This window comes from Roseateles sp. Mitsp63 (assembly GCF_059491535.1).
Genome location: NZ_CP168509.1, coordinates 4,686,767 through 4,700,120, shown reverse-complemented (window position 1 = coordinate 4,700,120; position 13,354 = coordinate 4,686,767). Strand labels below are relative to the sequence as shown.

The 13,354-nt window shown below is 68.0% G+C and carries 8 protein-coding genes; 2 read left to right on the top strand and 6 right to left on the bottom strand.

Annotated elements, in window-relative coordinates; genetic code table 11:
- Positions 1-4: 4 nt before the first annotated feature.
- The 6 genes from ACEN96_RS20320 to argA form a co-directional block, all read right to left on the bottom strand.
- On the bottom strand, positions 5-943 hold the full coding sequence (locus ACEN96_RS20320; RefSeq protein WP_495584877.1) for an adenylate/guanylate cyclase domain-containing protein: 939 nt from the start codon (positions 941-943) through the stop codon (positions 5-7).
- Positions 944-1,204: 261 nt separating this feature from the next.
- Positions 1,205-3,436: an RNA polymerase sigma factor RpoD gene (gene rpoD, locus ACEN96_RS20315; RefSeq protein WP_495584876.1), complete on the bottom strand. Its 2,232-nt coding sequence runs from the start codon at positions 3,434-3,436 to the stop codon at positions 1,205-1,207.
- Between the two features lie 385 nt (positions 3,437-3,821).
- The gene (gene dnaG, locus ACEN96_RS20310; protein ID WP_495584875.1) at positions 3,822-5,900 is read right to left on the bottom strand and encodes a DNA primase; all 2,079 of its coding nucleotides are present in this window, start codon (positions 5,898-5,900) and stop codon (positions 3,822-3,824) included.
- Between the two features lie 138 nt (positions 5,901-6,038).
- Positions 6,039-6,341, bottom strand: coding sequence for an H-NS histone family protein (locus ACEN96_RS20305; protein ID WP_495584874.1), 303 nt, complete (start codon positions 6,339-6,341; stop codon positions 6,039-6,041).
- A 249-nt stretch (positions 6,342-6,590) separates the two neighbouring features.
- The gene (locus ACEN96_RS20300) at positions 6,591-6,863 is read right to left on the bottom strand and encodes an oxidative damage protection protein (protein WP_279757358.1); all 273 of its coding nucleotides are present in this window, start codon (positions 6,861-6,863) and stop codon (positions 6,591-6,593) included.
- 88 nt (positions 6,864-6,951) lie between these two features.
- Positions 6,952-8,292 (bottom strand): amino-acid N-acetyltransferase, encoded by a 1,341-nt coding sequence (argA, locus tag ACEN96_RS20295; RefSeq protein ID WP_343642922.1) that lies wholly within the window; start codon positions 8,290-8,292, stop codon positions 6,952-6,954.
- Between the two features lie 111 nt (positions 8,293-8,403).
- Here argA and ACEN96_RS20290 point away from each other — a divergent pair, with 111 nt between their 5' ends.
- Together ACEN96_RS20290 and hrpA are read left to right on the top strand one after the other, a co-directional pair.
- A complete protein-coding gene (locus ACEN96_RS20290) occupies positions 8,404-8,820 on the top strand; it encodes a VOC family protein (RefSeq protein ID WP_495584873.1) in 417 nt (138 codons plus the stop codon).
- A gap of 440 nt (positions 8,821-9,260) precedes the next feature.
- The gene (gene hrpA / locus ACEN96_RS20285) at positions 9,261-13,328 is read left to right on the top strand and encodes an ATP-dependent RNA helicase HrpA (protein ID WP_495588648.1); all 4,068 of its coding nucleotides are present in this window, start codon (positions 9,261-9,263) and stop codon (positions 13,326-13,328) included.
- Positions 13,329-13,354: the final 26 nt, after the last annotated feature.

The window sequence follows — 13,354 nt, the reverse complement described above, 5'->3', positions numbered from 1 at the left end:
CCGCTCAGAACCCGCGCCGCGACAGCAGCGGGGAGGCGGATTCGGCCAGGTGCAGCACCTCGAAGCGGACCGTCGGCGCCTGCGTCTCGGACGGCGGGCCGCCCAGGCCGATCGCGCCGGCGCCATGCAGCGTGCAGGAGCCGCGGCGCAGGCTCAGCGTCTGGCCGCCGGCGCCGAAGCGCACGAAGGTGCCGTTGTAGCTGAGGTCGGTCAGGCTGAAGCTGCTGCCCTGCCAGTCGATGCGCGCATGCGAGCGGCTCACGCGGACATCGGTGATGCAGTACGTCGCCTGCGTGCTGCGGCCCAGCACGACGGGCATCTGGTCGATGTCGAAGACGCGGTCCAGGTCTTGCCACACGAGCCGGATGCCTTCCGGCGCGGCGCTGCGGACGATCTCGCCGAACTGCGTCGCCGCCGGGTCGCCGCGGCCCTGGTCCAGCACGTAGATGTGGACCGGCTCGGCCCGGCCGCGCACGCTGATGTGGTCCAGGCTGCGGAAGCGCGCCTTCTGCGCGCTGGTCAGCCCGACCACGACCTCGGCGGTGACGACGGTCTCGCCGTCGCCGGCATGGTCCAGCAGCCGCGCCGCGACATTGACCGCATCGCCGAAGCAGTCGCCATGGATCTCGACCACTTCGCCCCTGGCGAGCGCGATCTGCAGGTGCGTGTGCCGCAGGCGCTCGCTGCGCGCGGAGGTGCTGATCAGGAGTTCCTGCATCCGCATCGCGGCCTTGATGCCGTCGCGCGGGTTGTCGAACGCGGCCATCAGCCCATCGCCCAGCGTCTTGACGATGTCGCCACGGTGCTCGTCGACCGCCTGGCCCACCAGCGCCACCGTCTGCGTCACCAGTCCCGAGGCCTCCGCGTTGCCCAGTGTCTCGAACAGCGCCGTGCTGCCGCGCAAATCGGCAAACAGGACGGTGCGCTCGCGGATCTGGGTCATCGGCCTGGCAGGTGTGAGGTGTGAAGGAAGTCTCAGTGTAGCCGCGTCACCCTGGGCCAAGCGTGGTGATAAGCCCTCGCTCCGGGGGCCATCGGCGCCAGCGCGACACCTCCCCCGACGGGCGGGCGAATGCCGGAACACGCCAGGCGACAGCGCCTCGAAATGAAAAACCGGCCAGCGTCCGAAGACGGTGGCCGGTCGATGAGGCAAACCCGGTGCCCGAAGTCCGGCTGCCGTCCGGCAGCCGGGGGGCAGGGGGATTTACAGGTTGTCCAGATACGTGCGCAGCTTGTCGCTGCGCGACGGATGCTTGAGCTTGCGGATCGCCTTGGCTTCGATCTGGCGGATGCGCTCGCGGGTGACGTCGAACTGCTTGCCGACTTCCTCCAGCGTGTGGTCCGTGCTCATCTCGATGCCGAAGCGCATGCGCAGCACCTTGGCCTCGCGCGGGGTCAGGCTGTCGAGGATGTCCTTCACCACCTCGCGCAGGCCGGCCTGCATGGCCGCCTCGATCGGCGCGGTGTTGTTGGTGTCCTCGATGAAGTCGCCCAGGTGGCTGTCGTCGTCGTCCCCGATCGGCGTTTCCATGGAGATCGGCTCTTTCGCGATCTTCATGATCTTGCGGATCTTGTCCTCCGGCATCTCCATCTTCTCGGCCAGCGTCGGCGCGTCCGGCTCGAAGCCGAATTCCTGCAGGTGCTGGCGCGAGATGCGGTTCATCTTGTTGATCGTCTCGATCATGTGAACCGGGATGCGGATGGTGCGGGCCTGGTCCGCGATCGAGCGCGTGATGGCCTGGCGGATCCACCATGTCGCGTAGGTCGAGAACTTGTAGCCGCGGCGATATTCGAACTTGTCCACCGCCTTCATCAGGCCGATGTTGCCTTCCTGGATCAGGTCCAGGAACTGCAGCCCGCGGTTGGTGTACTTCTTGGCGATCGAGATGACCAGGCGCAGGTTGGCCTCGATCATTTCCTTCTTCGCGTCGCGCGAGGCTTTCTCGCCCTCGTTCATCCGCTTGTTGATGCCCTTGAGGTCGTCCAGCGGCACCACGGCCTTGCCCTGGATGTCGATCAGCTTCTGCTGCAGCTCCTGGATGGCCGGCAGGTTGCGCGACATGATGTTCGCGTACGGCTTGCCCGAGGCCACTTCCTTCTCGGCCCACTGCAGGTTCAGCACGTTGGGCGGGAAGGTCTTGATGAAGTGTTCCTGCGGCATGCCGCACTTGTCCACGACGATCTTGCGGATCTCGCGCTCGAAGCGGCGCACGTCGTCCACCTGCGAGCGCAGGATGTCGCACAGCTTCTCGATCGTCTTGACGGTGAAGCGGATCGTCATCAGCTCGGCGCTGATGGCCGTCTGGGCCTTGTTGTAGTTGGCCGACTTGTAGCCGTCCTTCTCGAAGGCCTTGCGCATCTTGTCGAAGTTCGCGGCCAGCGAGTCCAGCTTCGCCAGCGCGGCGTTCTTGAGCTCTTCCAGCTTCTTGGTCAGCGCCTTGGAGCCGCCGGCGCCGTCGTCGTCGTCCTCTTCGTCGAACTCGTCGAAGTCCTCTTCCGCGACGTAGTCGTCCGCCTCGTCATCGGAGACGAAGCCGTCCACGGCTTCCGAGATCTGCATCTCGCCGGCGCGGATCTTGGCGGCCATGGCCAGGATCTCGGCGATCGTCGTCGGGGAGGCGGAGATGGCCAGCATCATCGCCTGCAGGCCGCCTTCGATGCGCTTGGCGATCTCGATCTCCCCCTCGCGGGTCAGCAGCTCGACGGTGCCCATCTCGCGCATGTACATGCGCACCGGGTCGGTCGTGCGGCCGAATTCGGAATCGACGGTCGACAGCGCGGCTTCCGCGGCTTCTTCCGCTTCCTCCTCGGTGGCCGTGGGCGAGGTCGAGCCCTGGATCAGCAGCGTGGCGGCGTCGGGCGCCTGCTCGTACACGGCGATGCCCATGTCGTTGAGCATCGACACGATCGCCTCGAGGATTTCCTCGTTGATCAGCTTCTCGGGCAGGTGGTCGTTGATTTCCTGATGCGTCAGGAAACCCCGCGTCTTGCCCATCTTGATGAGGGTCTTGAGCTCCTGGCGGCGCTTGGCGACTTCCTCTTCGGTCAGCGCGGTCTCGTCCAGGCCGAACTCGCGCATCAGCGCGCGCTCCTTGGCGCGGCTGACCTTCATGCGCAGCGGCTTGGCCTTGGGCTTGTCCTCGCCGACCTCCTCAACCTCGACGGTCTCGACTTCCGCGTCGGCCTCGCCTTCGACCTCGCCGTCGGCGTCCGCGTCCACGTCGCTGAAGTCCTCGTCCTCTTCCTCGACCTTGGCCTTGCCGGCGGGCTTCTTCGACTCGGTCTCGGCCTTGGGCTTGCGGCCGCGCTTGGGCTTGGCGTCGTCGGTGGACGCGGTGGCGGCTTTGGTGGTCTTGGCGGCGGCCTTCGCGGCCGGCTTCTTGACTTCTTCGGTTTCTGCGGCGGCGGCCTTGGACGCGGTCTTTTTGGCGGTCATGCAGTTCCTCGTTGGCTCGGAGCCAGTAGGTGCGGAATCTATTCGCGGGGCGCGCTGGGAAAGCGCTGACAAATGCAAACGGCCACCTGCGTCGCCGGCGCCCGCAAACTCCCGGCACTTGCGGGCTATGCGGCGGCGGCGAGCCCAGGCGGCTCGAACTCGGGCCTGGAACGTCAGATCGGGGCAAACCGTCTGCCATTCAAGGCTTTGCGCGTGAAGGCTAGCGTGAACCGTTGAAGTTGCAGCCCAGGCGGTGAAGGTTGGCCACTTTGTGTATGAACCCAGGGTCAGTGGGGGGCCGGGGACCGGTTGGCGCTGCGGTCACTCTTGACGCGCGAAAACCCTTGATTATCTGCGAAGTTTCCTTTTCGGTCAAAAAGAAAGCTCAGATCGTCTTCAAATCGCGAATCTGCCGCTGAATCGCCTGGAACCGGACCATGTCCGGCTGCGGGCTGCGGGCGATCCGGTCGGCCTCGGCCTGCAGCCGGCCGACCCAGAGCTTGCCCATCGTGACGCGGAATTCCGCCTCCACGTGGTCCTCGGACGGCGGCGCGAGCAGCGGCCCGCCGCTGACGCGCTGGGCCAGTTCCATCAGGCCGGCCTCCTGCAGCGCGACCTGCAGCACCGCCCAGGGCGAGGGGCCGTTGTCGATCAGGAAGCGCTCCAGCCAGGCGATCAGCTCGCCATGCTCGCCGGGCAGGGCGTGCAGCAGTTCGAGGTCCTGCTCGCCGATCCGATGCCAGAGCTCGCCATGCAGCAGCAGCATGCGCACGGCCAGGTTCATCGGCGCCGGCGGCAGTTCGAGCGGCATGCCCATCGTCGGGTCCTGGTCGCGCTTGCGCCACTCGCCCTTGCCCCAGCTGCCCTTTCCCTTGCCTTTGAACTCCCCCTTGGGCTCCCACTTGCGTTTGGGCGATTCCCCGCCCCGGGGGGCGCCCGACGGCGCGCCCCCCGCCTCGGCGGGATAGGCGTCATGGGGCATGTGGAGATCGCCACCCGAGGCGCCTTCGTCGCCATAGGCGGACGCGGGGATGTCGAAGTAGGGCTCGTCGTGCGGGCCGCCGGCATCCGGTGCCGCGGCTCTGGGCTGGGCCCGGGGCGCGGCGGCGGGGCGCTCGGCCCGCGGCCGGGAGCCCGGCACCGCCGGCGGCAGCGCGTTGGCCCACAGCGCCTGCAGCTCCGCATCCGGCAACTGCGCGCGCCGGGCCAGTTCGCCCAGCAGCTGCCGCTTCAGCAGGCCGTCCGGCAGCGCCGCCCACAGCGGCTTGGCCACGCTCAGCATCTTCGCGCGGCCCTCCGGCGTGCCGAGGTCGCAACCCTCCGCGGCGCTCTCCATCAGCTGGCGCGACAGCGGCACCGCGCCCTCGACGCAGCGCTCGAAGGCCTCGGCGCCGAGCTCGCGCACGTAGGAATCCGGATCGTGCTCGGTCGGCAGAAACAGGAACTTGATCGTGCGCGTCTCGTTGGCGTGGGGCAGGGCGGCTTCCAGCGCGCGGCCGGCGGCGCGGCGGCCGGCGGCATCGCCGTCGAAGCTGAACACCACCGACTCGGTGAAACGGAACAGCTTCTGCACATGGTCCTGCGTGCAGGCCGTGCCCAGCGTCGCCACCGCGTTGCCGAAGCCGTGCTGCGCCAGCGCGACCACGTCCATGTAGCCCTCGACCACCAGCGCGTAGCCGCGGCGGCGCATCGCGGGGCGTGCCTCGTAGAGGCCGTAGAGCTCCTTGCCCTTGTGGAAGACCGGCGTCTCGGGCGAGTTCAGGTACTTGGGCTCGCCCTTGTCGAGCACGCGCCCGCCGAAGCCGATGACCTCGCCCTGCACGTTGCGGATCGGGAACATCACGCGGTCGCGGAAGCGGTCGTAGCGGCGCTGCTCGGCCTCGCTCTTGCCGGGGTCGTCCTGCAGGATGACCAGGCCGGTCTCCACCAGCAGCGGATCGTCGTAGGACGGGAAGGCGCTGGCCAGCGAGCGCCAGCCATCCGGCGCGTAGCCCAGGCCGAACTGCAGCGCGATCTGGCCGGTCAGTCCGCGTCCCTTGAGGTACTCGATCGCGCGCGCGTTGCCCTTGAGCTGCTGGCGGTAATGCTGGCCGGCCTTGGCCAGGACCTCGGTGAGCGTCGCCTGGCGCTGCTTCTGCGCCTTCTCCTGCTCGCGCTGCTGCGGACTGCGGTCGTCCTCGGGCACCTGCATGCCGGCCTGCTGCGCGAGGTCCCGCACCGCGTCGACGAAACCGATGCCCAGGTGCTCCATCAGGAAGCCCACGGCGTTGCCGTGCTGGCCGCAGCCGAAGCAGTGGTAGGTCTGGCGCGAGGGGCTGACGATGAAGCTGGGGGACTTCTCGCCGTGGAAGGGGCACAGGCCCTTGTGGTTGATGCCGGCCTTCTTGAGGTCGACGTGGCGGCCCACGATGTCGACGATGTCGACGCGGGCCAGAAGGTCCTGAATAAAGCCGGGCGGAATCACCGCGGCAGTTTACGTGAAGGGCCTGGCGCGGGCCGAGGCAGGGGACGAGGCCCGAAAGCAGGGCCGGAAAGCAGAAAGCCACCCGAAGGTGGCTTCCGAGGCGCGCCGGCGCGCGGCGCCGGCATCGTCAGGCGACGATCAGATGACGAAATCTTCCAGCTTGGCGCCGCCGGAGATCGCGGCTTTCAGCCACTTCGGCTGCAGGCCGCGGCCGCTCCAGGTTTCGCCGGTGGCCTGGTTGCGGTACTTGGCCGCGACCTTGGACGACTTGGCGGAACTCGTCTTGGCGGCGCGCGCGGTCAGGTCGGCGACCGTCAGGCCGTATTCCTGCATCAGCGACTTCACCTTGCCGATCGCGTCGGAGCGCTCGCGCTCCTGGGTTTCGGCGATTTGCTGTTCGAGGGCGGCCCGCTGGGCCAGGAGGTCTTTGAGCGATGCCATTTATGCAATTCCTCGCGTAGTTCAACGGCTACCCTGAAAAGGGATTGCCGCATTATAGGCAGGGAATCGAGTATGTCCGCAAGGGGGTAAATGCCGGGAGCGTGTTCCGGAAGGCATTTCCAACCAGTTTTTTGCGCCCCCTGCATCAAAGCCTGTGTGCGGGCTGACACGAATTCGGCATCGGGAATCGGTGACCAACGGTGACCGGTTGCAGGGAATCGGGATCCCCCTGCTCATGCCGGTTGGAAATCAGGCCGACGGCGGCACATATCCGGCGGGCTGCTCCGCGCCGGCGCCGAAGAAGAACTGCTCCATCTGCCGCGCGAGGTATTGGCGGGCGCGCTGGTCGGCCAGATTCAGGCGGTTTTCGTTGACCAGCATGGTCTGGTGCTTCATCCAGGCGGCCCAGGCTTCCTTGGAGACGTTGTCGTAGATGCGCTTGCCCAGTTCGCCGGGATAGACCGGAAAGTCCATGCCCTCGGCTTCCTTCTTCAGATAAACGCATTGCACGGTGCGGGCCATATCAAACCTCGATGCTCAAAAAGTGTTGGGGGGGAGTGCGCCGGCCGGCTGTCTCGGCGGCTGGCGCGGGGATGCAGGGATGCCGGGATCAGCTGAGTTTCTTGACCAGGACCTGCGAGCGCCGGTCCCAGTTGTATTTGCGCTTGCGTTCCTCGGGCAGCCAGTTCGGATCGACCGGCTGGAAACCGCGCTTGATGAACCAGTGCATGGTGCGCGTCGTCAGCACGAAGATGCTGTTCAGGCCCATGGCCTTGGCGCGCTGCTCGATGCGCTTGAGGATGCGTTCGCCATCGCCCTGGCCCTGCACGGCGCTGGACACGGTGAGCGCGGCCATCTCGGCGGTGCGCGCCTCCTGGTAGGGGTGCAGCGCCGCGCAGCCGAATATCACGCCGTCGTGCTCGATGACGGTATAGGTCTCGATGTCGCGTTCGATTTCGCTGCGCTCGCGCTTGACCAGCGTGCCGTCGCGCTCGAACGGTTCGATCAGCGCGATCAGGCTGCCGATATCGTCGTGGGTCGCCTCGCGCAGGCTTTCGAGTTTCTCGTCGACGACCATCGTGCCGATGCCGTCGTGGGTATAGACCTCCTGCAGGATCGCGCCGTCGACGGCGAAGGGCAGGATGTGGGAGCGCTCCACGCCCGATTCGCAGGCCTTCACGCAGTACTTCAGGTAGAAGCCCACGTCGGTCGGCTGGGTCGGCGGCGGGAGTTTGGCGATGAGCCGTTTCGCGTCGGCCAGCGCCAGTTCGGTGTCGATCGCGCTTTCCGGGTCGTCGGGGTTTTCACGCACGCCCTCGACCTCGGTCATGAACAGCAGCTTGTCGGCCTGCAGCGCGATCGCGGTTTCGGTGGCGACGTCTTCCATCATCAGATTGAAGGCGTCGCCGGTAGGCGAGAAACCGAAGGGCGACATCAGCACGATGGCGCCGATATCGATGGCGCGCTGGATCGCGGCGGCATCGACGCGGCGCACGATGCCGGAGTGCTTGAAATCGACGCCGTCGACGATGCCCACGGGGCGCGCGGTCAGGAAATTGCCCGACACGACGCGCACCGTGGAATTGGCCATCGGGGTGTTGGGCAGGCCTTGCGAAAACGCCGCCTCGATTTCGAAGCGCAATTGGCCGGCGGCTTCCTGGGCGCTGTCCAGCGCGATGCCGTCGGTGATGCGCATGCCGTGGCTGTATTGCGGCTGATGGCCCTTGAGCGCGAGTTGCTCGTTCACCTGCGGGCGGAATCCATGCACCAGCACGATCTTGATGCCCATCGCATGCATGATGGCCAGGTCCTGGACGAAGCTGTTGAGCTTGCCGGCCGCGATCATTTCCCCGGTCATCCCGACGACGAAGGTTTCTCCGCGGTACGCATGGATATAGGGGGCCACCGCGCGAAACCACGGCACGAAGGTATGGGGGAAGACCAGGCTCATGGGCGCGGATTGTGCAACAGGCTGTCCCCGCAACGCGGCGGCAAGGTCACTTGCGGGACACCGTCCGGCAGCGGAGCATGGCGCCACCGCAACACCCCCCAGGAGCGAATGATGGACGTGTTCAAGACGCATGGCGCCTTCAGCTGGTCGGAGCTGCTGACCACCGACCCGAAGAAGGCCTCGGAGTTCTACGGCAAGCTGTTCGGTTGGAAGATCGACGTGATGCCGATGCCGGGCGGGCCGTCGCAGGCGCCGCCGTACCACCTGATCAAGACCGCCAAGGGCGGGGAGGACGCGATCGGCGGACTGATGGCCTGCCCGCAGCAGGGCATGCCGCCCGCCTGGGGCGTGTACGTGACCGTGGACAACGTCGACGAGACGGTCGCGCAGGCCAAGGCATTGGGGGGCAAGGTGCTGATGGAGATCATGGAGGTGCCCACCGTCGGACGCATGGCGACGATCCAGGATCCGCAGGGCGCGACGATCAACGTGATCACCTACGCGGAGATGCCTGACGAGAAGAAGTAAGACCCTCTCCCCGCAAGCGGGCGAGGGGGTAAGAAAAGCCGGACGGCGCAGTAAACCCCCTCGCCCCAGCGGGGAGAGGGAGGGGAGAGGGGGCTCGTGCCACAGCGCTGCTGCTCTTCGAAGCACCCCCTCTCCCCCGCCCTCTTCCCCCTCGCGGGGGGCGAGGGGGTTGGTAAGCCGCAGCGCTTGACACGGGTGCTCTCCCCGAAGGGGGCGAGGGGACAATACCGGCCCCCGCTCGCGGGGCGCGAGATAATCCGCGCCCCGTGAGTCAGAACATCAACGCCCCCGCCCCGGCGGCCCCGAAGACGGAACGCGCCCCGCGTCCGCCGCGCCGCCCGCGCCAGCAGGCCGCTCCTCGGCCCCCCGCGCCCGCCAACCCGATCCCGCCGATCGAGTTCCCCGAATCGCTGCCCGTCTCCGGCCGCCGCGAGGAGATCATGCGGGCGCTCGCCGAGCACCAGGTCGTGATCGTCTGCGGCGAGACCGGCTCGGGCAAGACCACGCAGCTGCCCAAGATCGCGCTGGCCATGGGCCGCGGACGCGGCAACGGCGGCGGCCTGATCGGCCACACCCAGCCGCGGCGCATCGCCGCCTCCAGCGTCGCCAAGCGCATCGCCGAGGAACTCAAGTCGCCGCTGGGCGAGGTGGTCGGTTACAAGGTCCGCTTCCAGGACCGGCTCCAGCCCGGCGCGTCGGTCAAGCTGATGACCGACGGCATCCTGCTGGCCGAGACCCAGACCGATCCGCTGCTCCACGCCTACGACACGCTGATCATCGACGAGGCCCACGAGCGCAGCCTGAACATCGACTTCCTGCTCGGCTACCTGCGCGAGATCCTGCCGCGCCGGCCCGACCTGAAGGTCATCGTCACCTCCGCGACCATCGACGCGGACCGCTTCGCGCAGCACTTCGCCTCGGCCCGGCCGGCGACGGGCCGCCCCGAGCCGGACGGCACCCCCTCGGGGGGCAGCGAAGCGCGGGGGCTGCAGATGATGCCGGCGACGGGCCGCCCCGAGCCGGACGGCACCCCCTCGGGGGGCAGCGAAGCGCGGGGGCTGCAGATGATGCCGGCGACGGGCCGCCCCGAGCCGGACGGCACCCCCTCGGGGGGCAGCGAAGCGCGGGGGCTCGAGATGATCCCGGCGCCGGTGCTGATGGTCTCGGGCCGGCTGTTCCCGGTCGAGCAGCGCTACCGCCCGTTCGAGGAATCCCGCGAGTACGACGTCAACGACGCCATCTGCGACGCGGTCGACGAACTCTGGCGCGAAGGGCGCGGCGACGTGCTGGTCTTCCTGCCCGGCGAGCGCGAGATCCGCGAGGCCGCCGAGGCGCTGCGCAAGCACCACCCGCCCGGCGTGGAGGTGCTGCCGCTGTTCGCGCGGCTGTCCGAGCAGGAGCAGAACCGCGTCTTCCAGCCGCATGGCCAGCCGCGCATCGTGCTGGCGACCAACGTCGCCGAGACCTCGCTGACGGTGCCCGGCATCCGCTACGTGATCGACCCCGGCCTGGCGCGCGTCAAGCGCTACAGCTACCGCAACAAGGTCGAGCAGCTGCAGATCGAGAACATCAGCCAGGCCGCCGCCAACCAGCGCGCCGGCCGCTGCGGCCGCGTCAGCAACGGCATCTGCGTGCGCCTGTACGAGGAGAAGGACTTCCTGGGCCGGCCGCGCTTCACCGATCCCGAGATCCTGCGCAGCTCGCTGGCCGGCGTGATCCTGCGGATGAAGGCGCTGCACCTGGGCCAGGTCGAGGACTTCCCCTTCATCGAGCCGCCGCCGCGCAAGGCCGTCGCCGATGGCTACCAGCTGCTCAACGAGCTGGGCGCCGTCGACGAGCGCAACGAGCTCACGCCGATGGGCCACGAGCTGTCCAAGCTGCCGCTGGACCCGCGCGTGGGCCGCATGATCCTGGAGGCCCGCAAGCGCGACGCCTTGAGCGAGGTGCTGGTCATCGCCAGCGCGCTGTCCGGCCAGGACGTGCGCGACCGCCCGATGGAGCAGCAACAGCAGGCCGACGAGAAGCACAAGAAGTTCGACGACGAGAAGTCGGAGTTCATGGGCTACCTGAAGCTGTGGAAGTGGCTGGGCGACAGCCGCGGCGGGGAAGGGGAGCACAAGCTCTCCAACCGCAAGCAGGAACAGCTGCTGCGCGACAACTTCGTCAATCCACGCCGCGTGCGCGAATGGCGCGACATCTACTCGCAACTGCACACGGTGATCGCCGAACACGGCTGGCGCCTGAACGGCGCGCCGGCCACCTACGAGCAGGTCCACCTGTCGATGCTCGCGGGCCTGCTGGGCAACCTCGGCGTCAAGGCCGATGACGACGACTGGTACCTGGGCGCGCGCGGCATCAAGTTCTGGCGCCATCCGGGCGCGCACCTGAGCAAGAAGCCGGGCCGCTGGATCGTCGCGGCCGAGCTGGTGGAGACGACGCGGCTGTTCGGCCGCGGCATCGCGGCGATCGAGCCGCAATGGCTGCCCGGCATCGCGGGTCACCTGATCAAGACCCAGCTGCTGGAGCCGCACTGGGAGAAGAAGGCGGCCGAGGTCGTCGCGCTCGAACGCGCGACGCTCTACGGCATCGTGCTCTACAACAACAAGCGGGTGAACTTCGGCCGCATCGACGCGGCCGCCGCGCGCGAGATCTTCATCCGCGAGGCGCTGGTCAACGGCGACTGGGAGACGCGGCTGCCCTTCCTGGCGCACAACCAGAAGCAGATCGCCAAGGTCGAGGAGCTCGAGCACAAGTCGCGCCGGCAGGACGTGCTGGTCGACGACGAGCTGATCTACGCGTTCTACGACCAGCAGCTGCCGGCCGACGTGTACTCGGGCGCGACGCTGGAGAAGTGGTTCCGCGAGGCCAGCAAGGCCGACCCGAAGCTGCTGCAGCTCAGCCGCGACGAGCTGATGCGGCACGAGGCCGCCGGCGTCACGAGCAACGCGTTCCCGAAGACGATCCGGCTGGGCGGCGTCGATTGCACGGCGACCTACCTGCACCAGCCCGGCGACGCGCGCGACGGCCTGACGGTGACCGTCCCGATCTACGCGCTCAACCAGGTCAACGACGAGCGCGTCGACTGGCTCGTGTCGGGGATGCTCGAGGCCAAGGTGACGGCGCTGCTGAAGAGCCTGCACCAGAAGCCGCGCAACCGGCTGACGCCGCTGCCCGAGTTCGTCGCCGAGTTCGTCGAGCTGCACCCGTTCGCGCAGGGCGCCCTGGTCGACGTGCTGCTCAAGGCGGTGAAGGAACGCACGCAGCTCGCGGTGCAGCGCAACGACTTCAAGCTGGAGCAGGTGCCCGCGCACCTGTTCATGAACCTGCGCGTCGTCGACGAGCACGGCCGCCAATTGGGCATGGGGCGCCACCTGGCGACGCTCAAGGCCGAGCTCGGCGGCCAGGCCCGCTCCGCCTTCCAGGCGCTGGCCGCGCTGAAGCTGCAATCCTCCGCCCCCTCGAACGAGGCCAACGCCGACGCTGGTGGTGGTGCTGGTGCTGGCGCTGACGCCGATGCCAACTCCCTCTCCCGCTCGCGGGAGAGGGCAGGGGTGAGGGCTGCGGTCGACGAAGGACGGCCGACATCAACCGACGGCAAGGCCTCCCGCGGCCTCAAGGCCACCGTGGCGCCGCCGCCCAAGCCCGCGGCCGAGGCCGCGAAGACCTACACCGCGTGGACCTTCGGCGAGCTCCCTGAGCTCATGGAGATCAGGCGCGGCCCGCAGACGCTGATCGGCTTCCCGGCCCTGATCGACAAGGGCGCGCATGTCGAGATCGAGGTCTTCGACGAGCCCGAGCTCGCCGCCGCGAAGCACCGCGCGGGCCTGCGCCGCCTGATCGCGCTGCAGCTCAAGGAGCCGCTGAAGTACCTCGAGAAGAACATCCCCGACCTGACCCAGATGGCGGTGGCCTACATGAGCCTGGGCACCGCGGAGGAGCTGCGCGACCAGGTGATCGCCGTCGCGCTGGACCGCGCCTTCCTGGCCGACCCGCTGCCTGTCGATGAATTCAGCTTCAAGACCCGCCTCGAGGAAGGCCGCGCGCGCCTGAACCTGATCGCGCAGGAAGTGGCGCGGCTGGCGTACGCCGTCCTCATCGAGTACCAGGGCGCGCTGCGCAAGCTCAAGGACACGCGGTCCGCGTCCAAGGAGGTCGTCGACGACATCCAGGCGCAGCTGCAGCGCCTGATGCCCAAGCGCTTCGTGCTGCAGACGCCGTGGAGCCAGCTCCAGCACTTCCCGCGCTACCTCAAGGCGATCACGCTGCGGCTGGACAAGCTGCGCGCCGACGCCGCCCGCGACCAGAAGCTGCTGGCCGAGCTGCGGCCGCTGGAGCAGCGCTGGACGCGCCGGGTCGCGGAGCTCAAGGGCACGCCGGATGCGCGGATGGACGACTTCCGCTGGCAGCTGGAGGAATTGCGGGTGAGCCTTTTCGCACAGGAACTGAGAACGCCGCAGCCGGTGAGCGTCAAGCGCCTGGAAAAGGTGTGGGCGCAGTTACAGAACTGAGCGGAGAATCGCCCTCAGTTCTTCAG